The sequence below is a fragment of the Actinomadura sp. NPDC047616 genome (assembly GCF_040642915.1).
In the GTDB taxonomy this organism is placed as follows: domain Bacteria; phylum Actinomycetota; class Actinomycetes; order Streptosporangiales; family Streptosporangiaceae; genus Spirillospora; species Spirillospora miaoliensis.
Genome location: NZ_JBEYTB010000008.1, coordinates 335,711 through 355,144, shown reverse-complemented (window position 1 = coordinate 355,144; position 19,434 = coordinate 335,711). Strand labels below are relative to the sequence as shown.

The following is a 19,434-nucleotide window of genomic DNA, read 5'->3' as shown; positions in this document are numbered from 1 at the left end:
GCTGACCATGGAGATCGCGGTCTTGCGCCCGGTGTCGTGCCGCGTTCGCCCCTCGCGGCGGGCTGAGGGGGGCTCAGAGCGGCGAACGCCCCGCCCCGAAGGTCGCAGGACCTCGGGACGGGGCGTTCGGCTGTGAGGGGTGCTCAGTGCATCGGCATGGGAGCGTCGACGGCGCCGTCCGGCTTCTTGCGCGGCAGCAGCAGCGCGGGGATGAAGGCCAGCACCAGCAGCGCCAGCGACCACCAGTAGGTGGTCTGGAAGGCGTCGGCCATCTTGGCGAGGATCGGGGCCATGACCTCGGGCGGCGGCTGCGGCGCCCCGGCGGGGGCCTCGGCCGCGGCGCCGCCGGTGGGCAGCCCGCGGTCCTTGAGCTGGGAGGCCAGCAGGACCGCGATGAACGCGGTGCCGATCGAGCCCGCCACCTGCTGGATGATGTTCAGCGCGGTGCTGGCCCGCGGCACCTCGTCGTGCTGCAGGGTCTGCATGGCGGCCGACATGGTCGGCATCATCGTCAGGCCCATGCCGAGACCCATGACGAACAGCGCGGCGCCCAGCGCCCAGTACGAGGCGTCGGCGGTGAGCTGCGAGGCGAAGCCCGCGACGCCCAGCACCACGACGGTGAGGCCGATCCACACGACCCGCCCGGGACCCACGCGGTCGGTGAGCTTGCCGCCGATCGGCATCGTCACCATGGCGCCCAGGCCCTGCGGGGCCAGCAGCAGGCCCGCGGCGAACGCGCTCTCGCCGCGCACCGACTGGTAGTACAGCGGCAGGATCAGCATGGCGCCGAAGAAGGCGCAGGCGAACAGCACGAGCGTGCCGGACGCGGTGGCCACCGAACGGCGCCGGAACAGCCGCAGGTCGATCAGCGGGTTGCCGTTGTGGCGGCCCAGCGCGTGGAAGACGAAGCCGAGCGTCAGCACCGCCCCGACGACGGTGGGGATCAGCACGCCCGGACGGCCGAAGTCGGACTTCTCCGCGCCGGTGGCCAGCCCGTAGATCAGCGCGGCCAGACCCGGCGACAGCAGCAGCAGCCCGAGGAAGTCCAGCCGCTCGGCGGGACGCGGCTCGTCGCGCTTGAGGATGCGCGCGGCCATGATCAGCGCCACCGCGCCGATCGGCACGTTGATGTAGAAGATCCAGCGCCAGGAGACGTCGTCGACCAGCCAGCCGCCCAGAATGGGGCCGGTGATCGGGCCGAGCAGCATCGGGATGCCGACGATGCTCATCACCTGGCCGACCCGCTGCGGGCCGGCGGCCTGGGTGAGGATCGTCATGCCGGCGGGCATGATCATGCCGCCGCCCAGGCCCTGCAGCACCCGGAAGGCGATCAGGGACTCGGCGCTCCAGGCCGTGCCCGCCAGCGCCGACCCGCCGACGAACAGCGCGATCGACAGCATGTACAGGCGCTTGGTGCCGAACCGAGCCGAGGCCCAGCCGGTCACCGGGATGACCGTGGCCAGCGCGAGCGTGTAGCCGGTGGCCACCCACTGGATGGTGGCGAGCGGCGAGTCGAAGTCCTCGGACAGATGTTTGAGCGCGACGTTGACGACGGTCACGTCCAGGATGGACATGATCGCGCCGAGGACGACGACCATGGCCACCGCGAGCACGCCGCGGTCGAGCCCTCCAGCGGACGCCGAGTCCGGCGGATCGGCCTTCGTCTGCGAAGACGCGGGAGCGGTCAAGACGGTATTCCAATCATGTGGGCCCGGGCATGCGGGCACGAGGGGATCATGACGGGGCTGGGGATGCCGCAGCAAAATACTGCAGCGACTGACACTTTCGCGAACGATTAAACCCCCGCCTGTCCGGGAGTATTCCGTCGGGGTCTGACATTTCTGTGCACGTCGGCCATCTCCTCCCGCAACGCGCCGTGACCTGCGCCGCCATGCGGATGTGACATAGCCGACACCCCCCTCAGGCTCCTCGGACACCGGTACGGACCCGCCGCGAAGCGAGAACTCATCGGTGCCGCCTGAGGGGGTGGTGGCGGGGCGGTGACCCGTGGTCAGCGGCCGGTGTGCGGCGCGAGCGGCAGGGGCCCGCCGGTGAGGAACGAGGTGACCGCCGCGCGGTAGAGCGCGGGCTGCTCGGCCTCGATGACGTGGCCCGCGCCGCGCACGTACAGCAGCTTCGCGCCGGGCAGGGTGTCCCGGTACTCGCGGGCGATCTCCCACCTCTTGTAGTCGCACTCGCCGCGCAGGACCAGCACCGGCGTGGGGTCGCGGCGCAGGGCGGGCCGGGGGTCGGGGACGGTGAGCGCGTCGGCCGAGGTCATCTGGTTGGCGTAGAAGCCGGAGCGGGACGACGGTTCGGTGAAGGGACGCCCGGGGTGGCACGTCGCGGCCGATCCGACCGTGGCCAGCAGCCGGTCGAACAGCGGGTCGATCTCCTCGTCCGGCAGCAGCGCGTGCGCGGCGCGCGGGTTCGCCTCCACGAGCAGCGACCACGCCATGAGCTTCGGACGGGCCTCCAGCGCGTCCATCGCGGCGCGCTGGGCCGGGGTCAGCCGGTCCCACAGCTCGCCCTCGCCGGTCTTCTCCCACTCCGGCGCCCACAGCGCGCCGGGGGAGACGAACACCGACCGGGCGACGCGACCGGGATGCCCGGCCATGTAGGCGGCGCCGAGCGTGGCGCCCCACGAACCGCCCACCAGGATCATCCGCCGCGCGCCGATCCGCCGCCGGATCGCCTCCAGGTCCGCGATGCGGCGGTCCCCGCTGCCCGCGCCGCGGCCCGCCGGCCGCCTGCGGCCGGACCGCGGCGCCGACCGCAGGTGGCGCTGGGTCGCGGTCGACGTCCTGGTCGCCTACACGTCGGCGACCATCCCGATCGGCGACTCCGACGTCACCGCTTCGGTGTTCCACGGCCCGCCGGTGGTACGGGTCGCCGCGGTCGTCTGGTTCGCTGCGATCGCCGGCCGCAGGTTCGCCCAGCCGGCCTCGACCAGGTCCTCGGGCTGCTCGGCGACGCGGGCCCGCCCCCCGGCCTGGCGGACTCGCTGCGGCGCCTCGTCGACGGGCTGCCCGGCGGGCTGACGGCCGAGCTGTCGGTCGACGGCGACGTCGCGGGGCTCGCCGAGCCCGTCCGGCGCGCCGTCTACCGCGCCGCGCAGGAGGCGCTGACCAACGTCGTCCGGCACGCGTCCGCCGCGACCGTGCGGATCAGCCTGTCCCGCGACGGGGAGGACGTCGTGCTGGCGGTGACCGACGACGGAACCGCCGCCCCGCCGACCGGCGGGCCGCACGTCCCCGGACGCGGCCTGACCGGCATGCGCGACCGCGTGGAACGGCTCGGCGGGACGTGCCGGGCGGGGCCGGCGGCGGGCGGCGGCTGGCGGGTCGACGTCCGCGTCCCCGCCCCGTCCGAGGGGCGTGCCGCGTGATCAGGGTCCTGCTCGCCGACGACGAGGAGCTCATGCGCGGCGGGCTGCGGATGATGCTGCAGACCCAGCCCGACATCACCGTCGCGGGCGAGGCGTCCGACGGCACCCGGGCCGTGCGGATGGCGCGGGACCTGGCGCCCGACGTGGTGCTGATGGACGTGCGCATGCCGATCATGGACGGCGTGACCGCCACCCGGGAGATCACCGCGCGGGGGCCGCGGCCGCACGTCCTGGTGCTGACCACCTTCGAGCTGGACGAGTACGTCTTCGCCGCCGTCCGCGCCGGGGCCAGCGGGTTCCTGCTCAAGCGCTCCCCGCCGGAGACGCTGATCGAGGGCGTCCGGACGGTCGCGGCGGGGGAGGGGCTGCTCGGCCCGTCGGTGACCCGGCGGCTGCTGGACGAGTTCGCCCGCACGTCCCTGGCTCCGCCGGACGCGCACACCAGGCGGCGCCTGGACCGGCTCACCGACCGCGAGCGCCAGGTGCTGCTGCTGGTCGCCCGCGGCCTGTCCAACGGCGAGATCTCCCGCGCCCTGCACGTCGGCGAGGCCACGACCAAGACGCACGTCAAACGCATCCTCGCCAAGCTGGACCTGCGCGACCGCATCCAGGCCGTCGTGTTCGCCTACGACCACGGGCTGGTGCGGCCCGACCCGTCCCGGGGCGACTGAGCCGCTCCAGCGGCGCGGACGCGGCGGCCCGCCGGGCCGCGCACGGCCGCGCCGTCCGGCAGTCGCGGGTGAGCGCGTCGAGGGTGGACGTGACGGCGACGCTGGTACGGGAGGGCTTCCTGTCGTGGGGGGTGCCCGTTACAGGGAGCGGACCGGAGCGGGCACGTCCGCGGAGGGGTCGGCGGCGGTGGCGACGGCCCAGAACAGCAGCGCGACCCCGACCGCTCCCGGGTCGGGCTCTCCCTTGACGCGGTCGCCGATGTAACTGGCCCGGCCCATGCGGGCGCGCAGCTCCGCGGTGCGGGCGGCGCCGTCGGCGGCGGCCCGCGCGGCGGCGGCGAACGCGTCGTCCCCGCCCTCGCGCAGCGCGTCGACGGCGGGCGCCAGGGCGTCCACCAGCGTGCGGTCGCCGACCTTCGCCTCGCCGACGCGCTGGATGGCGGCCAGCCCGGCCGCGGCGCCCTCCGCCCAGGCCGCCACGCCCGCGCCGGACTCCAGCGCGCGGGCGATCTCGGTGAACAGCAGGCCGAGCAGCGGGCCGCTGGTGCCGCCGACCTCGTCCAGGAACACCGTGCCGAGCACGGTGAACGCCGACCCGCCGGACCGTTCGAACGCGGCGACCGCGTCGCGCAGCCCGCCCCGCAGGTTGTCGCCGAAGTCGCCGTCGCCGCTGTGCCGGTCGAGCGCGGTGAGCTCGGCGTGCGCGTCCTCGGCCGCGGCGGCGTAGCGGCGCAGCACGGCCTCCTGGTCGACGTCGGTGGCGGGCATCAGACGGTCTCCTCGGTGGTCGGGCGGGGGAAGGCGGGCGTGATGGCGGGGGCGGCCCACCAGGTCTTCCACTCGGGCCGCATCCGGGTCAGCGTGATGGAGAACCCGGCCATGTCCAGGGCGGGGACGAACGTGCCGACCAGCGAACCGGTCAGCGCGATCCCGCGCCGCTCCAGGCCGCCGGCGACCAGCTCGTGCAGCCCGTACAGCTCCAGCAGCGTGGTGCCGCCCAGGCCGTTGACGACGGCGACGACCTCGTCCGGCCCCGCCGGGAGGCCCGCGATCACCTCGTCCAGCATCCGGGCCACCAGCTCCTCGGTGGACGGCCGGGGGATCGACCGGGCGGCGCGCTCGCCGTGGATGCCGACCCCGTACTCCAGCTCGCCCTCGGCCAGCTCGAACGACGGCCTGCCGGTGTGCATGGAGGTCTGCGCCCGGGACGCCACGGCCAGGCTGCGGGACGCGCCGGCGAAGGCCGCGCCCAGCTCGGCCAGCTCGTCGATGCCGAGCCCGTCGTCGGCGGCGGCGCCGAGGAGCTTCTCCACCACGACGGTGGCGCCGGTGCCGCGCCGTCCGGTCGCGGTCTCGGCGGACTCGGTGGCCAGGTCGTCGTCCACCAGCACGCGGCGGACCTCGACGCCCTCCAGCCGAAGCCGCTCGGCGGCGATGCCGAAGTTGATGCGGTCGCCGGTGTAGTTCTTCACCACGTGGATCACGCCGCCGGGCCCGGCCGCCTTCCGGCTGGCCTCCAGGATCTGCCGGTTGTGCGGGGAGGCGAACACCTTGCCGGGCGCGACCGCGTCGAGCATGCCGAGGCCGAGGAACCCGGCGTGCATCGGCTCGTGACCGGACCCGCCGCCCGACACCAGTCCCACGCGCCGGCCCGGCGCGCGGTGCCGCGCGACCAGGTGGGCGGGGTCCTCGTGCAGCTCGACGAGGTCGGCGTGGGCCCGTGCGAAGCCGCGCAGCGCGGGCGGGACGGGATCGCCGTCGGAGGGATGGAAGGGCGTGCTGGACGTCACGGTGCGGTCTCCCCGGGGGCAGGTGGTGCACGTTCTACGTGACCACTAATATATCAGACACCACATGTCAAATAATGGGCCTGCTCGGCCGTCGCCGCGACCGGGCGGCTAACCTGATGGATCAGACATCTCACACCAGCAGGGAGTCAGCCGTGGCCCCGCGTCCATCCGACACGCAGTCGCTGGTCGTCGAGTCCATCGCCGGTCAGCTCTACCGGATCCTCTGCGACCGGATCATCACCGGCGTGTACGCGCCCGGCTCCCGGCTGGATCCGCAGGCGGTGGCCGACGAGTTCGGCGTGTCCCGCACCCCGGTACGGGACGCGCTGGCCCGCCTGGAACACGACCAGCTCATCGAGACCCGCCCCCGCTCGGGCACGTTCGTGGCCCGGCCCGGCGTCAACGACGTCCACGAGGTCTGCCAGCTGCGCAAGGGCATCGAGTGGGTGGCCACCGGCATCGCCGCCACCCGCATGCCCGCCGGCCAGATCGCCGACCTGCGCGCCGAGGCCGTCGAGGCGGCCGAGGCGGTCGGCAAGGGCGACTTCGACCCGTTCTTCGCCAGCGCCATGCGGATCCACCGCGAGATCGTGGCCGCCACCGGCAACGAGCGCCTGGTCCGCGCCCGCGCCTCGGTCGAGCCGTTCGTCGCCTGGCTGCGCGTCCTCGGCGCGACCGGGCCCCGGCGCGCCGAGGGATCCACCCGCCGCCACCTGCAGATCCTCGACGCCATGGCCGCCCGCGACGTCGCCGCCGCCCAGGAGGCCGCCGCCGTCCACCTGGACGAGGTCGAGGAGTGGACGGTCGCCGACATGGAATCCCAGGCCATCTCCCTCTGACCGCCCGTCCGCCCGCGCGGCGCGCCGCGCGCCCGGCCCGCTCTGCGGCCTCCGCCTGACGCGCGGACTGCCCCTCTGTCGCCGGCGGCGGTTTCCGGCCCTGCAACGCCCTGACCCGCGGCGGACCTCCCAGCGCGACGTCTGTGCATTCAGGCGCGGCTCACTGACTGTCGCGTGCTTTCGGTCCGGTGCGCCCGCAGGAGCGGAGAGGCGGCCAGATCAGAGGGTCTTGAGTCGACGCCCCAGTGCCTTCGCGCCGCGGACGTCCTGCCCCGGAGTGATGTAAACGGTGAGCTTACGGTTCCCAGCCAGCGGCGAAAGGTCGGTCCCGGGTGCGATTCCTTTGATGTGAAGCCTGGAGAGATTCGGAAGAGACGCCAGGGGAGTCAGGTCGGTCACCTTGTGGCAGTGCTCCAACCACAGGACGCTGAGGTTGGTGAGTCCCGCCAGCGGGGACAGATCGTGGACATTCGTCCCCTCTAGATCGAGTCTGTCGAGCGTGGTGAAAGCGGAGAGGGGAGACAGGTCCTTCACCTCTGTGCAGCGGTACAGGCTGAGATGTCGCAGTGGAAGGCCGTCGAGTTCCGCAAGGTCGTTCACCCACGAGCATTCCCCCACGTACAAAGAGCGGACATGTGGCGCCGTTGTGGCGACCTCGGAGAGGCCCTTGGTGAGCCCGGTGCCGTTGAGACCGAGGGCGACCACCTTGTCCAACGGGGGCAGCACTTCCAGGGTCGTCAGTCGGCGGCCGCCCGCCAAGGAGAGTTCTCGCAGGTCGGTGTGGCGCTCCAGGGGGGAGAAGTCGTCGATCTCCGAGCACTTTCCCAGCCAGATTCTCTCCAGCGGCGGCATCGCGCTCAGGAAACGGAGATCGGGCAGTCCGGGTGACGTCAGCGTGAGATCCCGGAGGGCCGGCAGTTCGGATAGACGGGACAAATCCGTTCCCGGTCGGCGGAACCAGAGGTTGAGCGTTCTCAGCGAATGGGCGTGGCCATCAAGGAAGCCGAAGTCGGGCACCTCCTCCACGTTGACGTAGAGCTGGGCGAGCGGAGCGATAATGCCCAGGGTGGCCAATCGCCTGGCCGAGTTCACCCGGTAGAGCTCTCCACCGGGGGGCATATGGGCCAGTACGCGTTCGGCGTACTCGGCCACGTCGAAGTAGTCCCAGGACTCGTTGAGTTCGACCTGCACCCGGGTACGTTGATCGGTTGCGTATCTCGCCAGGACGTCCAGGGCTTCCGGGCCGTTGATGAGGGCGGCGGCGCGGACGGTGGCCCTGGCGGAGGCTTCGGAGAGGCCGTCCAGGGTCTCGGGGAGGCGGGCGAGGACGGGTTCGCCGGCCGTGGCGAGGGAGCGGGCGGCGGCCAGGTTGCGGGGCGGGACGAGGGCGTCGATGCAGCGGTCGAGCGCGGCGCGCAGGTCGTCGGGGACCGAGGGAAGCGTCTCCAGGCACGACACGGCCAGCAGTTTCAGGAAGCGGGCGCGTCGCGGCTCGGCCTCGACGCGTTCGAGGATGCCGCCGATCAGTTCGCGGCGCAGCGGCTCGTTGGCGTGTCCGGCGGCCATGATGACGGTTTCGCGCCACTGGTCGCGGTGGGCGTTGCGGATCAGCAGGTCCATGTCGCCGAGGTCGGCGGCCTGCTTGGCGGTGAGGTACTCCTGAACGGTGCGGTGCACGAAGTCGATCCGGCCCGGAACCGGTTCGCGCAGGACGCCGCTTCGCTGGAGGAGCAGATCGAGGACGTCGGCGGCCTGCGCCCGCACGCGCGGCATCGTCCGCAGCCGTTCGGCGATGACGCGTTCGACCATCGGCTTCGGCAGCTCGACGCGCCCGCTGGTCGACAGGTGCCAGGCCAGTTCCTGCAGGATGCGGATCTTCTGGTCGCGTTCGAGGTCGATGGTCTGGGCGCTCGGGATGCCGCGCTTGGCGTCGCGGGTCTCCAGCAGGAGGTCGAGCGCCGCCGCGTACAGCCCCATCCGGTCGCGGGGAAGTGTCTCGCGGTCGAGGTTGAGCGCGCACAGCATCGCGGCCAGCAGGGGACTGGAACCGAGTGTGCGAAGGTGCGGGGCCGCTTCGAGACGGGCGAGCAGCCGCGCCTCGTAGCCCGGCAGGCGCTCCGGCTCACAGGGCAGGTCGGCGCAGTGGCGGACGGCGTCGTGCCAGTGCTCGATCAGGGCCCGCAGGTCGGCGGGGCCGAGCGGCTCCATGAACGCGGTCGCGAACCCCTCGGCGCGCAGCCATGCGGAACCGGCCGCCGCCGGGCGGGACGTGACCACCACCCGCACGCCCGGGAACTGGCCGACCAGATCGCGCAGCCACTGCCGCACGTCGTGACGCTGGTTCGCGGTGACCTCGTCCACCCCGTCCACCAGCAGCAGGGCCCGGCCCGACAGCAGCCGCCGGTGCACCCAGCCGCGCGGCATCAGCCCGGCCAGATGACCGGCGACGCCGTCCACGAACTCCTCCGGCCGGGGCAGGCGCGCACCCGAATAGCTGCGCAGCTTGATGAGGAACGGGACGCAGCCGTTCCAGGACGCCAGGTCGCCGGAGAACTCGCCGCGTGCGGCGGTGACGGCGAGCCAGCGCAGCAGCGTGCTCTTCCCGCCGCCCGCCTCCCCGCGGACGAGCATCAGGCGGTGCTCGCCCAGCGCCGATTCGACGCGGACGGCACCGGCCTCCCGGTCGTCGATCCGCCACTCGCTCACCGGCACCGCGCCATGGTCGGCCTTGCGCCGGTCCGCGTTGTCCTCCCGCAGGACGTTCAGGCTGATGTACGCGATGCTCAGCTTCGTCTGCGGGCGGCTGAAACGCTCGAAACGGACACCGAACAGCTCCAGCGTGTCCAGGCTCTCGCTGATCGAGGCCAGGTAGCGGCGCGTGAACTCCTCGTCGTCGGACTCGCCCTCCGGCGCGACGAGGGAGCGTGCGGGAAGCCGGGCCAGGACGGCGGTCACCTGGTCGGCCAGCCCGGAGAGCCTTGCCAGCGTCTCGGCCGACGCGCGCGGCCCGAACTGCGGCAGGTGGACGATGATGCGCGCCAGGCAGTCGCAGCACTCGTCCAGCACCACCTCGTACAGGCGGGCGCCCGCCTCGCCGAGCTGGAACCCGGCCTGTCGGGCGGGCAGCGTGGCGCGCAACGCGCGGGCGAGCCGCACCGGATCGGCGTCGACGGACAGCAGCGCCTCGTCCGACAGGTCGGCGCGCTCCAGCGTCAGCACCACCTGGTGCAGGACCGCCTCCCGGTCGCCGTCGGTGAGGCCGCCGAACTCCTGGCGGCAGTACGTCATCAGCCGTTCGCCGACCGAGTCGGCGATCTCCTCGAACTGTCGCCGCGCCCGGCGCCGCCGGATCTCGTCGGGAAAACCGAGCCTGATCAGATCGACCAGGTCCTGCCCCTGCGCCTTGCGGTCGGCGCGTCCGGCCACCAGGCGCCCCACGGCGAGCTGCACCACCGACCTGCCGACGCCCAGCGCGACCCCTTCGACGGACACGGCACCCCCAATTCACTTGAAGGCACCAGTATCCCGGCAACCCGCCGCGATCGAGAGCCACTTCGCCCGTCACCGTTCCGCCCGATTCGTGTCCGGCCGGGCGCCCGGCGGCCGGTGCGGTGGGGGAGGCCGCCGGTGTTCTAGGCGTCCCCGTCGTGTTCTCGGGGCGGGGCGGCGTTCGTCTTCGCGTCCTGGGGCGGGACCTCGGCGGCCGCCTGTGCCGTGGACGAGGCGTGCAGCGGCAGGCGCAGCACCATGCGGGTTCCGCTCGCGGTGTCGGCGATGTTCAGGGAACCGCCGTGGGCGCGGGCGATCTCACGGGCGATCGGCAGGCCCAGGCCCGTGCCCGCGGGATCGCGGTGGCGGGCGTCGTGGCGCCGGTAGAAGCGGCGGAAGACCTCCTCGCGTTCCGGCGCGGGGATCCCCGGCCCGTCATCGCTGACCTGCAGGACGGCATGGTCGCCGTCGGCGGCGACCGTCACCTCGACCCGGGAGCCGGCGTGGCGTTCGGCGTTGGCCATCAGGTTGCCCAGCAGGCGGGCCAGCCGGACCGAGGAGCCGTTCACCACGACTCCGGGCTGCAGGCGGACGTTGAGGACGATCACGGGCGTGCGGTGGGCGAGGTCGGTCTCGACCAGGCGGGCCAGGTCGACGGGTTCGGCGGGAAGCTGGACGTCCCCGTCGAGCCGGGCGAGTTCGAGCAGGTCGGCGACGATGTCGCCGAGCCTTTCGACGTCGCGCAGGGCCGCGCGCAGAGCCTCGCGGGGATCGGCCGCGGGGTCGGCGAGGGCCGCCTCCAGCCGCGTCAGCAGGCCGGTGATCGGGGCCCGCAGGTCGTGGGAGGTGTCGCTGACGGCCTGCCGCTGCCGCTCCATCGCCTGCCGCAGCGCCCGGACGGTCCGCCGTTCCTCGGTGTAGGCGTGGCGCAGACCCGCGTTGAGTTCGTGCGGCTCACGGGCCGGGGCCCGCGGTTCGGTCTCGGCCGCCCGCCCGTCCGCGGCCGCCGGGGCGCCGGACCGGGGGGTGATCTCCGCCACGCAGTGGACGATGCCGGTGACCTCGCCGTCCGGGCTGAGCATCGGCGCGTTGAGGGTGCTCCAGTACCGCTCCTGGAGGACTCCCGGCCGTCCGGGGGCCTCCAGGGCGAAGCACCGCGTCGCCATGACGTCGGTCCGTCCCTCGGCCAGCACCCGGTCCAGCGAGGCCCGCAGCTCGCCGGCGCCGTGCCCGGAGGACCCGCCGAGGAAGATCGTGAACAGGCTCCGCCCGACCAGCTCGTCGCGGGAGCGCCCCGACATCCGCTGGTAGGCGCGGTTCACGGTGACGAACACCGCGTCGGGCGACAGCACGGCGGCGGGGACGGGGAGCACGTCGAACAGCTGCGCGGGATCCGGGGCGGCCGTCATCGTCGATCACAGGTGGTGAGGGAGGAGGAGCTCGGCGGGGAAGGGGGCGAAGTAGGTCTGCCGGGACAGGAAGCCGAGCTCTTCGCCCGCCGCGTGGTGGCGCAGCAGGGCGGTCGGGACGACGCGCGCCTCACCGCGGCGGTACGAGTCGATCGCGGTGAGGATGTCGTGGCGGCGTGTGGGGTCGAGGCGGTCGCTGAGGAAGCCCAGCAGGTGCAGGAGCGCGTTGACGTGGCGGCCGGGGGTGGTGCGGGCGGCGAGCGCGGTGGTAAACGCGCGGCGGTACTCGGCCTCCAGTTCGGTGGGGTCGCGGGCCCCGGCCTGCGCGACGATCCGTCCCGTCTGGCGGTAGGCGGCGGGGTCGTGCGCGAGGAACTGCATCTTGTGCCTGCTGTGGAAGGCCACGAGGTCGCGGGCGCGCCAGTCGCCGGCGAAGAACTCACGCAGCCGGGCCTGGGCGAAGACGCGTTCGAGGAAGTGCTCGCGCAGCAGCGGGTCGTTGAGCCGGCCGTCCTCCTCGGCGGGCAGGCCCGGGAGCGCCTCGGCGACGAGGGCGGCGAACAGGCCGCGGCCGCGGCGGTCCGCCGGCCAGCCGCCGGGGGGTTCTCCCGGACGGCCGGGCGCGTAGCGCGGCAGCCCGAACAGCCCGCAGCTGGGGGAACGCGACTTGAGCACGTAGCCGTCGAGCCGGTCCAGCTCGGGAACGCGGTCGCGCGCGAGCCGCACCATGGCCGCGGTGTGGTCGGCGGTCCCGTCCCTGGCGACGAGCGCGCCGTCCGTGCGCAGGCGCACCGGGGCGCGCGGCGCGCCCAGGCCGATCTCCATCTCCGGGCAGATTGGTACCCAGTCGACGTGGAGGGACAGCGGGCCGGTGAGGAACCGGTCGCGGCTGTCGCCGCCGTTGTAACGGACGGCGGCGCCGAGCAGGCAGCCGGACACCGCGAGCCGTGGCCGCGGCTGTGCCGGCACGCTCTCGCGCCGTTGGGCGGCGTCCGTGTCGCAGGACGTCCGTGCTGCCGGGAACATGGGCACCATCTCCGACGAATCGCTTCAAAACTTGTTCATAGTCGGAGGGGCGCCCCGCAAACAACCGCAAATCGGTAAAAGGCGTACAAAACCGGATCAGTAGGACGTTGCGGTGAGTTCGGCGACCGCCTCGGCGAGGGTGGTCACGAACCCGACGGTGCGCGGCAACCGGTGCCGCGCCCAGCCCGGACCGCCCGCCAGGGCCCGCAGCGGCGGACGCGTCCTCGGCAGGTCCGCCAGCCAGGCGGGGTCCCCGGTCGCGCGGGTCTGCGACCAGACGAACACCGCGTGCGGGCCCACCCGGTCGATCGCGGCGTACAGCGCCGCCGCCGGTACGCGCGCGCCGAGCGCGACGGCCGGGGCGCCCGCCTCGGCGAGCGCGGCGGCCAGCGCGTGCACCGGCAGGCTGTGCTGCTCGTCGGGGGCGCACGCGAGCAGGGCGGCGCGGCCGTCGGGCGGCCGCCGCGCGGGCACCTCGGCCAGGCAGCGCAGCACCACCTCCGACAGCAGGTGCTCCATCTCCACGCAGGCGCCGGTCGCCGCGTGCTTGCGGCCGATCCCGACCAGGACCGGGACGAGCAGCTCGTCCCACGCGCGCACCACACCGTCCCGGCGCAACGCGGACCGGACGGCGGCGCTCATCGCGCCCTCGTCCATCGCCGTCACCGCCCGCGCCAGGCCCCGCACCCGCGCGGTCCGCTCGCCGCCGCGTTCGGCGGGCGCTCCCGTCCCCGTCAGCGGCAGGCGGTGGCCGCCCGCGCCGTGCGCGCGCGGCGGCGCTGGCTCACCGGGAGGCGCCCCCAGGGCGGCCCGCGCGGCCTCACCCGGCGGGGCGCCGGCCAGGATCAGCCGCCGCATGACCTCCAGCCGTGCCAGGTCCGCCGGCGTGTAGCGCCGGTGACCGCCCGGGCTGCGTCCGCTGGGACCGATGCCGTAGCGGCGGTCCCAGGTGCGCAGGGTGGAGGCGGCCACGCCCAGGCGCCGTGCCACCGCGCCCACGCCGAGGCCGGCCTCCCGTGCCGTAGGCTCGCCCATGCTTCACCCCCCATGCGGCCCTGGACCGGAGAACGTGACTGCACCGGGGTCCTCTGACACATCCTGCCTGGTCGCGGCGCGTGGAAAGACCGAACGGGGCCGCCGGGCGTCAGGCGGCGGGCGGCAGGCCCAGGGAGCGGGCGATGAGCATGCGCTGGACCTCGGAGGTGCCCTCGCCCACTTCGAGGATCTTCGCGTCCCGGTAGAAGCGGCCCACGGCGTACTCGTTCATGAAGCCGTAGCCGCCGAAGATCTGGGTGGCGTCGCGCGCGTTGTCCATGGCGGCGTTGGAGGCGACCAGCTTGGCGATGGACGCCTCCTTCTTGAACGGCCGCCCCGCCAGCATGCGGGCCGCGGCGGCGTAGTAGGCCAGGCGGGCGGTGTGCGCGCGGGTCTCCATGTCGGCGATCTTGAACTGGACGGCCTGGTAGCGGCCGATCTCACGGCCGAAGGCGACGCGTTCGCGGACGTAGCGCAGGCACTCGTCCACGCAGCCCTGGGCCAGGCCGACCGACAGCGCGGCGATGGCGATGCGGCCCTCGTCCAGGATGCGCAGGAACTGGGCGTAGCCGCGGCCGCGCTCGCCGACCAGGTTCTCGGCGGGCACCCGGACGTCGTCGAACGCCAGTTCGCGGGTGTCGGACGCCGACCAGCCGACCTTGGAGTACTTGCGGCCGACGGTGAAGCCGGGCGTGCCGTTCGGGACGATGATCGTCGAGATCTCGTTCTCGCCGGTCAGCGCGGTGACGGTGACGAACGCGGTGATGTCGGTGCCGGAGTTGGTGATGAACGACTTGGACCCGTTGAGCACCCAGTGGTCGCCGTCCAGGCGGGCGGTGGTGCGCATGCCGCCGGGGACGTCGGAGCCGCCGCCCGGTTCGGTCAGCCCGAAGGCCGCGAGCTTCTCGCCGGACGTCAGCACCGGCAGCCACCGCTCCTTCTGCGCCTGGGAGCCGAAACGGTAGATGGGCATGGCGCCCAGGGACACCCCGGCCTCCAGGGTGATGGCCACCGAGGAGTCGACGCGGGCCAGTTCCTCAAGGGCGAGGCAGAGGGTGAAGTAGTCGCCGCCCATGCCGCCGTACTCCTCGGGGAACGGCAGGCCGAACAGGCCCATCTTGCCCATCGCGGCGACGATCTCGTACGGGAACTCGCCCCGCTCGTACAGGTCGCCGATCACCGGCGCGACGGACTCGCGGGCGAACCGCTCGACGGTGCGGCGCAGTTCCTCCTGCTCGTCGGTGAGCGTGAAGTCGATCATTACTGCTCCTTGGGTGACAGGGCCTCGACGACGCGGGAGGGACTGGGACGGCCGAGGCGCTCGGCCATCCAGCGGCTGGTGGCGGCGAGGGCGTCCAGGTCGACGCCGGTGTCGATGCCGAGGCCGTGCAGCATCCACACCAGGTCCTCGGTGGCCAGGTTGCCGGTGGCGCTCTCGGCGAACGGGCAGCCGCCGATGCCGCCGGCGGAGGCGTCCACCGTGGTGACACCGGCCCGCAGGGCGGCCAGCGTGTTGGCCAGGGCCTGGCCGTAGGTGTCATGGAAGTGCACCGCGAGCCGGTCGACGCCGATCCCCGCGGCGACCAGGGCCTCGATCAGCGCGGTGACCTGGCCGGGCGTGCCGACGCCGATGGTGTCGCCGATGCTGAGCTGCGCGCAGCCGAGGTCCATCATGCGGGTCGCGACGCGCACCACCTGGTCGATCGGCACGTCGCCCTCCCACGGGTCGCCGCACGCCATCGACACGTAGGCGCGCACCCACAGGCCCTCGGCGAGGGCGCGCTCGACGACGGGCGCGAACATCGCGATCGACTCGTCGACGGTGCGGTTGAGGTTGCGCCGGGCGAACGACTCGGTGGCGCTGCCGAAGATCGCTATCTCGGTGACACCGTTGCGCAGCGCCCGCTCCAGGCCCCGCTCGTTGGGCACCAGGACGGGGCGGCGCACCCCGGGGGACGGGGGCAGGGCGCCCAGCAGCTCCTCGGCGTCGGCCAGCTGCGGCACCCACTTGGGGTGGACGAAGCTGGTCGTCTCGATCGTGCGCAGGCCGGCGTCGGCGAGCCGCGTGACGAACTCGGCCTTGACCTCCGCCGGGACGATCGTCTTCTCGTTCTGCAGCCCGTCGCGCGGTCCGACCTCGTAGATCGTGACCCGGTCGGGCAGGCCGTCCAGCGGCACCCGCATCGTCATGCCTCCTCGATGACGGCCAGCACCGCGTCCAAGGCGACCTGCGCGCCCGCGCGGACCGGCAGGTTCGTCACCGTGCCGGCGACCGGCGCGGTCACGGTGTGCTCCATCTTCATCGCCTCCACCACCAGCAGCGGCTGGCCCGCGTCGACCCGCTCGCCCTCGCTCGCCTTGACGGCCAGGACGGTGCCGGGCATCGGGCTGCGGACGACGCCGTCCCCGGCCGCCGACGCGCCGCTCCCGGCCTCGGCGCGCACGTGCTCGGTCAGCGCCCACGCGTGCCCGTCGCGGCCCAGCCAGAGCGTGTCGCCGTCACGGGCGTGCCGGTACGTCAGCGTGCGGTCGCCGTAGGCGAGCGTCAGCGTCCGGCCGTCGCGTTTCAGGGACGCGCGGACGGGCGCGGCCTCGTCGATCGAGACGAGTGCGTCATGGGCGCGGCCCTGGACGCGCACCTCCACGGGGTCGCCGCCGGACGGGGTGATGATCCACGGGGTCCAGGCGGGGGCGCCGGGACGCCAGCCGTCCGGGATCGCCCACGGGTCGGCGTCGTCGCGCGGTTCCAGGGCGAGCATGCGTTCCAGCGCGGCGGCGGCCAGGACCTCGCCGGGAACGGAGCCGCCCGCCGTCAGGTCGGTCAGCGAACGTTCGACCAGTCCCGTGTCGAGGCGGCCCGCCGCCACGTCCGGGTGCCTGAGCAGCGCCCGCAGGAACGCCACGTTGGTGGGGACGCCGAGCAGCGTGTACGACGCGAGGGCGCGGTCCAGGCCCTGCAGGGCGGCGGCGCGGTCGGCGCCCCAGGCGATCACCTTGGCGAGCATCGGGTCGTACGAGCCGCCGACCTCGTCGCCCTCCTCCAGGCCCGAGTCGACGCGCGTGCCCGACGGCTCGTCCAGGAGCAGCACCCGGCCGCCCGTGGGCAGGAAGCCGCGCGCCGGGTCCTCGGCGTAGACGCGCGCCTCGACGGCGTGTCCGTTCAGGCTCACGTCGTCCTGGGTGAGGGGGAGCGGCTCCCCGGCGGCGACGCGCAGCTGCAGTTCCACCAGGTCGAGGCCGGTGACCAGTTCGGTGACGGGGTGCTCGACCTGCAGGCGGGTGTTCATCTCCATGAAGAAGAACTCGCCGGGACGGTCGGCCGACACGATGTACTCCACCGTCCCGGCGCCGGTGTAGCCGACGGCCTCGGCCGCCGCGACGGCCGCCGCGCCCATGCGTTCGCGGGTGGCCGCGTCCAGCAGCGGGGACGGCGCCTCCTCCACGATCTTCTGGTGCCGGCGTTGCAGGCTGCACTCGCGCTCGCCCAGGTGGACGGCGTTTCCGTGGGCGTCGGCGAACACCTGGATCTCGATGTGCCGGGGGTTGCCGACGAACCGCTCCACCAGGAGGGTGTCGTCGCCGAACGCCGCGCGGGCCTCGCGGCGGGCGGCGGCGATTGCGTCGGGCAGGTCGGGCGCGTCGCGGACGAGCCGCATGCCCTTGCCGCCGCCGCCCGCCGACGGCTTGAGCAGCACGGGCAGGCCCACGTCCAGCGCGGCGTCGACGAGTTCCTCGTCCGACAGGCCCGGCTCGTCCCGGCCCGGCACGACCGGGACCCCCGCCGCCGCGACGGTGCGCTTGGCGCGGATCTTGTCGCCCATCGCCTCGATCGCCGCGGCGGGCGGGCCGACGAACACCAGCCCGGCGGCCGCGCAGGCGCGGGCGAACCCGGCGTTCTCGGCCAGGAAGCCGTACCCGGGATGCACGGCCTCGGCGCCGGCCGCGCGGGCCGCCGCGACCACCGCGTCCACGTCCAGATACGACGGGATGCGCACCGCCTCGTCCGCCTCCCGGACGTGCCGCGCGCCCGCGTCGGCGTCGGTGTGCACGGCGACCGAGCGGACGCCCAGCCGCCGCAGCGTGCGGAACACCCGGACCGCGATCTCGCCGCGGTTGGCCACCAGAACGCTCTCGAACATCACGGCCTCACATCCGGAAGACGCCGTAGCCGACGGGTTCCAGCGGCGCGTTCGCCGCCGCGGACAGCGCGAGGCCCAGCACCCGGCGGGTGTCCAGCGGGTCGATCACGCCGTCGTCCCACAGCCGCGCCGTGGAGTAGTACGGGTTGCCCTGCTCCTCGTACTGCTCGCGGATCGGCGCCTTGAACTTCTCCTCCGCCTCGTCCGGCCACCGCTCGCCGCGCGCCTCCAGCTGGTCGCGGCGGACGGTGGCCAGCACGCTGGCGGCCTGCTCCCCGCCCATCACCGAGATCCGCGCGTTCGGCCACATCCACAGGAAGCGGGGGGAGTACGCCCGGCCGCACATCGCGTAGTTGCCCGCGCCGAACGACCCGCCGATCACGACGGTGAACTTGGGGACGCGGGCGCACGCCACGGCGGTGACCATCTTGGCGCCGTGCTTGGCGATGCCGCCCGACTCGTACTGCCGGCCCACCATGAACCCGGTGATGTTCTGCAGGAACAGCAGCGGCACCGAGCGGCGGTCGCACAGCTCGATGAAGTGCGCGCCCTTGAGCGCCGACTCGCCGAACAGGATGCCGTTGTTGGCCACGACGCCGACCGGATGGCCGTGGACGCGGGCGAAGCCGGTCACCAGCGTGGTGCCGTACTCCTTCTTGAACTCCTGGAACCGGCTGCCGTCCACGATCCGCGCGATCACCTCGCGCACGTCGTAGGGGGTGCGCGGGTCGGGCGGCACGACCCCGTACAGCTCGCCGGGGTCGGCGGCGGGCGGCTCGGGCCGCGTCACGTCCCAGGGGCGCGGCTCGCGCGGGCCGAGCGTCGCCACGATGTCGCGGACGATCGCCAGCGCGTGCGCGTCGTCCTCGGCCAGGTGGTCGGTCACGCCGGAGGTGCGGGCGTGCAGCTCCCCGCCGCCCAGCTCCTCGGCGGTGACGACCTCGCCGGTCGCGGCCTTCACCAGCGGCGGGCCGCCCAGGAAGATCGTGCCCTGGCCGCGGACGATCACCGCCTCGTCGCTCATCGCCGGGACGTACGCGCCGCCCGCGGTGCACGAGCCGAGCACGGCGGCGATCTGCGGGATGCTCCGCGCCGACATGGTCGCCTGGTTGTAGAAGATCCGGCCGAAGTGCTCGCGGTCGGGGAACACCTCGTCCTGGCGGGGCAGGAACGCGCCGCCCGAGTCGACCAGGTAGACGCAGGGCAGCCGGTTGTGCAGCGCCACCTCCTGCGCCCGCAGGTGCTTCTTGACCGTCATCGGGTAGTAGGTGCCGCCCTTGACGGTGGCGTCGTTGGCGACGACCACGCACTCGCGGCCCGAGATCCGCCCGACCCCGGTGATGATTCCCGCGCCGGGAGCCTCGTCGTCGTACATGCCGTGGGCGGCCAGCGGCGACAGTTCCAGGAACGGCGATCCCGGGTCGAGCAGGGCGTCCACCCGGTCGCGCGGCAGCAGCTTGCCGCGCGCCACGTGCCGTTCGCGGGCGCGCTCGGGACCGCCGCGCCCGGCCCGGTCGATGCGGTCGCGCAGCTCGGCAGCCAGCGCCGCGTTGTGCTCGGCGTTGGCCTTGAACGCCGGGTCCGCCGGGTCGGCGCGGGTGGGCAGCACAGGTCCGGCCATCAGTCGCGTCCTCGTCGTGTTAATGAC

General features: G+C 73.7%; 16 protein-coding genes. 3 read left to right on the top strand and 13 right to left on the bottom strand.

What is annotated here, in order from left to right:
- Window positions 1-143 precede the first annotated feature (143 nt).
- From ABZ801_RS21490 to ABZ801_RS21480, 3 genes are all read right to left on the bottom strand, one after another.
- Window positions 144-1,688, bottom strand: a complete 1,545-nt coding sequence (locus ABZ801_RS21490; RefSeq protein WP_360700298.1) for a DHA2 family efflux MFS transporter permease subunit — start codon at window positions 1,686-1,688, stop codon at window positions 144-146.
- Between the two features lie 323 nt (window positions 1,689-2,011).
- The gene (locus ABZ801_RS21485; protein ID WP_360700405.1) at window positions 2,012-2,710 is read right to left on the bottom strand and encodes an alpha/beta hydrolase; all 699 of its coding nucleotides are present in this window, start codon (window positions 2,708-2,710) and stop codon (window positions 2,012-2,014) included.
- A 102-nt stretch (window positions 2,711-2,812) separates the two neighbouring features.
- Window positions 2,813-3,145 (bottom strand): hypothetical protein, encoded by a 333-nt coding sequence (locus tag ABZ801_RS21480; protein ID WP_360700412.1) that lies wholly within the window; start codon window positions 3,143-3,145, stop codon window positions 2,813-2,815.
- Here ABZ801_RS21480 and ABZ801_RS21475 point away from each other — a divergent pair.
- On the top strand, window positions 3,026-3,388 hold the full coding sequence (locus ABZ801_RS21475) for an ATP-binding protein (RefSeq protein WP_360700402.1): 363 nt from the start codon (window positions 3,026-3,028) through the stop codon (window positions 3,386-3,388). The two genes, ABZ801_RS21480 and ABZ801_RS21475, sit on opposite strands and share 120 nt — an antisense overlap.
- A complete protein-coding gene (locus ABZ801_RS21470; protein WP_360700295.1) occupies window positions 3,385-4,059 on the top strand; it encodes a response regulator transcription factor in 675 nt (224 codons plus the stop codon). The genes ABZ801_RS21475 and ABZ801_RS21470 overlap by 4 nt, the downstream gene beginning before the upstream one ends.
- Before the next feature lie 138 nt (window positions 4,060-4,197).
- Here ABZ801_RS21470 and ABZ801_RS21465 read toward each other — a convergent pair whose 3' ends face one another.
- Together ABZ801_RS21465 and ABZ801_RS21460 are read right to left on the bottom strand one after the other, a co-directional pair.
- Complete coding sequence (locus ABZ801_RS21465) at window positions 4,198-4,827, bottom strand: DAK2 domain-containing protein (RefSeq protein WP_360700292.1); 630 nt, start codon at window positions 4,825-4,827, stop codon at window positions 4,198-4,200.
- Complete coding sequence (locus ABZ801_RS21460) at window positions 4,827-5,849, bottom strand: dihydroxyacetone kinase subunit DhaK (protein WP_360700289.1); 1,023 nt, start codon at window positions 5,847-5,849, stop codon at window positions 4,827-4,829. The genes ABZ801_RS21465 and ABZ801_RS21460 overlap by 1 nt, the downstream gene beginning before the upstream one ends.
- Before the next feature lie 152 nt (window positions 5,850-6,001).
- On the opposite strand from ABZ801_RS21460, the gene ABZ801_RS21455 reads away from it, so the two are divergent.
- Window positions 6,002-6,688, top strand: a complete 687-nt coding sequence (locus ABZ801_RS21455; protein ID WP_360700286.1) for a GntR family transcriptional regulator — start codon at window positions 6,002-6,004, stop codon at window positions 6,686-6,688.
- Window positions 6,689-6,907: 219 nt separating this feature from the next.
- On the opposite strand, the gene ABZ801_RS21450 is transcribed toward ABZ801_RS21455, so the two are convergent.
- From ABZ801_RS21450 to ABZ801_RS21415, 8 genes are all read right to left on the bottom strand, one after another.
- Entirely contained in the window at window positions 6,908-10,180 is a 3,273-nt protein-coding gene (locus tag ABZ801_RS21450; protein WP_360700283.1) for an NACHT domain-containing protein, read from the bottom strand.
- 140 nt (window positions 10,181-10,320) lie between these two features.
- The gene (locus ABZ801_RS21445; protein WP_360700280.1) at window positions 10,321-11,586 is read right to left on the bottom strand and encodes a PAS domain-containing sensor histidine kinase; all 1,266 of its coding nucleotides are present in this window, start codon (window positions 11,584-11,586) and stop codon (window positions 10,321-10,323) included.
- 6 nt (window positions 11,587-11,592) lie between these two features.
- Window positions 11,593-12,612 (bottom strand): DUF523 and DUF1722 domain-containing protein, encoded by a 1,020-nt coding sequence (locus ABZ801_RS21440; RefSeq protein ID WP_360700278.1) that lies wholly within the window; start codon window positions 12,610-12,612, stop codon window positions 11,593-11,595.
- 96 nt (window positions 12,613-12,708) lie between these two features.
- Entirely contained in the window at window positions 12,709-13,647 is a 939-nt protein-coding gene (locus ABZ801_RS21435; protein ID WP_360700275.1) for a MerR family transcriptional regulator, read from the bottom strand.
- Window positions 13,648-13,756: 109 nt separating this feature from the next.
- Entirely contained in the window at window positions 13,757-14,908 is a 1,152-nt protein-coding gene (locus ABZ801_RS21430; RefSeq protein ID WP_360700272.1) for an acyl-CoA dehydrogenase family protein, read from the bottom strand.
- The gene (locus tag ABZ801_RS21425) at window positions 14,908-15,831 is read right to left on the bottom strand and encodes a hydroxymethylglutaryl-CoA lyase (RefSeq protein WP_360700399.1); all 924 of its coding nucleotides are present in this window, start codon (window positions 15,829-15,831) and stop codon (window positions 14,908-14,910) included. Before ABZ801_RS21425 ends, ABZ801_RS21430 begins: the two co-directional genes overlap by 1 nt.
- Window positions 15,832-15,833: 2 nt before the next feature.
- Entirely contained in the window at window positions 15,834-17,786 is a 1,953-nt protein-coding gene (locus tag ABZ801_RS21420) for a biotin carboxylase N-terminal domain-containing protein (protein ID WP_360700268.1), read from the bottom strand.
- 7 nt (window positions 17,787-17,793) lie between these two features.
- The gene (locus ABZ801_RS21415) at window positions 17,794-19,407 is read right to left on the bottom strand and encodes a carboxyl transferase domain-containing protein (protein WP_360700265.1); all 1,614 of its coding nucleotides are present in this window, start codon (window positions 19,405-19,407) and stop codon (window positions 17,794-17,796) included.
- Window positions 19,408-19,434 lie beyond the last annotated feature (27 nt).

Coding starts and splice junctions, on each gene's coding strand:
- ABZ801_RS21465 (WP_360700292.1), bottom strand. CDS start 4,827: ATGCCCGCCACCGACGTCGACCAGGAGGCCGTGCTGCGCCGCTACGCC.
- ABZ801_RS21445 (WP_360700280.1), bottom strand. CDS start 11,586: ATGACGGCCGCCCCGGATCCCGCGCAGCTGTTCGACGTGCTCCCCGTC.
- ABZ801_RS21440 (WP_360700278.1), bottom strand. CDS start 12,612: ATGTTCCCGGCAGCACGGACGTCCTGCGACACGGACGCCGCCCAACGG.
- ABZ801_RS21435 (WP_360700275.1), bottom strand. CDS start 13,647: ATGGGCGAGCCTACGGCACGGGAGGCCGGCCTCGGCGTGGGCGCGGTG.
- ABZ801_RS21430 (WP_360700272.1), bottom strand. CDS start 14,908: ATGATCGACTTCACGCTCACCGACGAGCAGGAGGAACTGCGCCGCACC.
- ABZ801_RS21425 (WP_360700399.1), bottom strand. CDS start 15,831: ATGCGGGTGCCGCTGGACGGCCTGCCCGACCGGGTCACGATCTACGAG.
- ABZ801_RS21420 (WP_360700268.1), bottom strand. CDS start 17,786: ATGTTCGAGAGCGTTCTGGTGGCCAACCGCGGCGAGATCGCGGTCCGG.
- ABZ801_RS21415 (WP_360700265.1), bottom strand. CDS start 19,407: ATGGCCGGACCTGTGCTGCCCACCCGCGCCGACCCGGCGGACCCGGCG.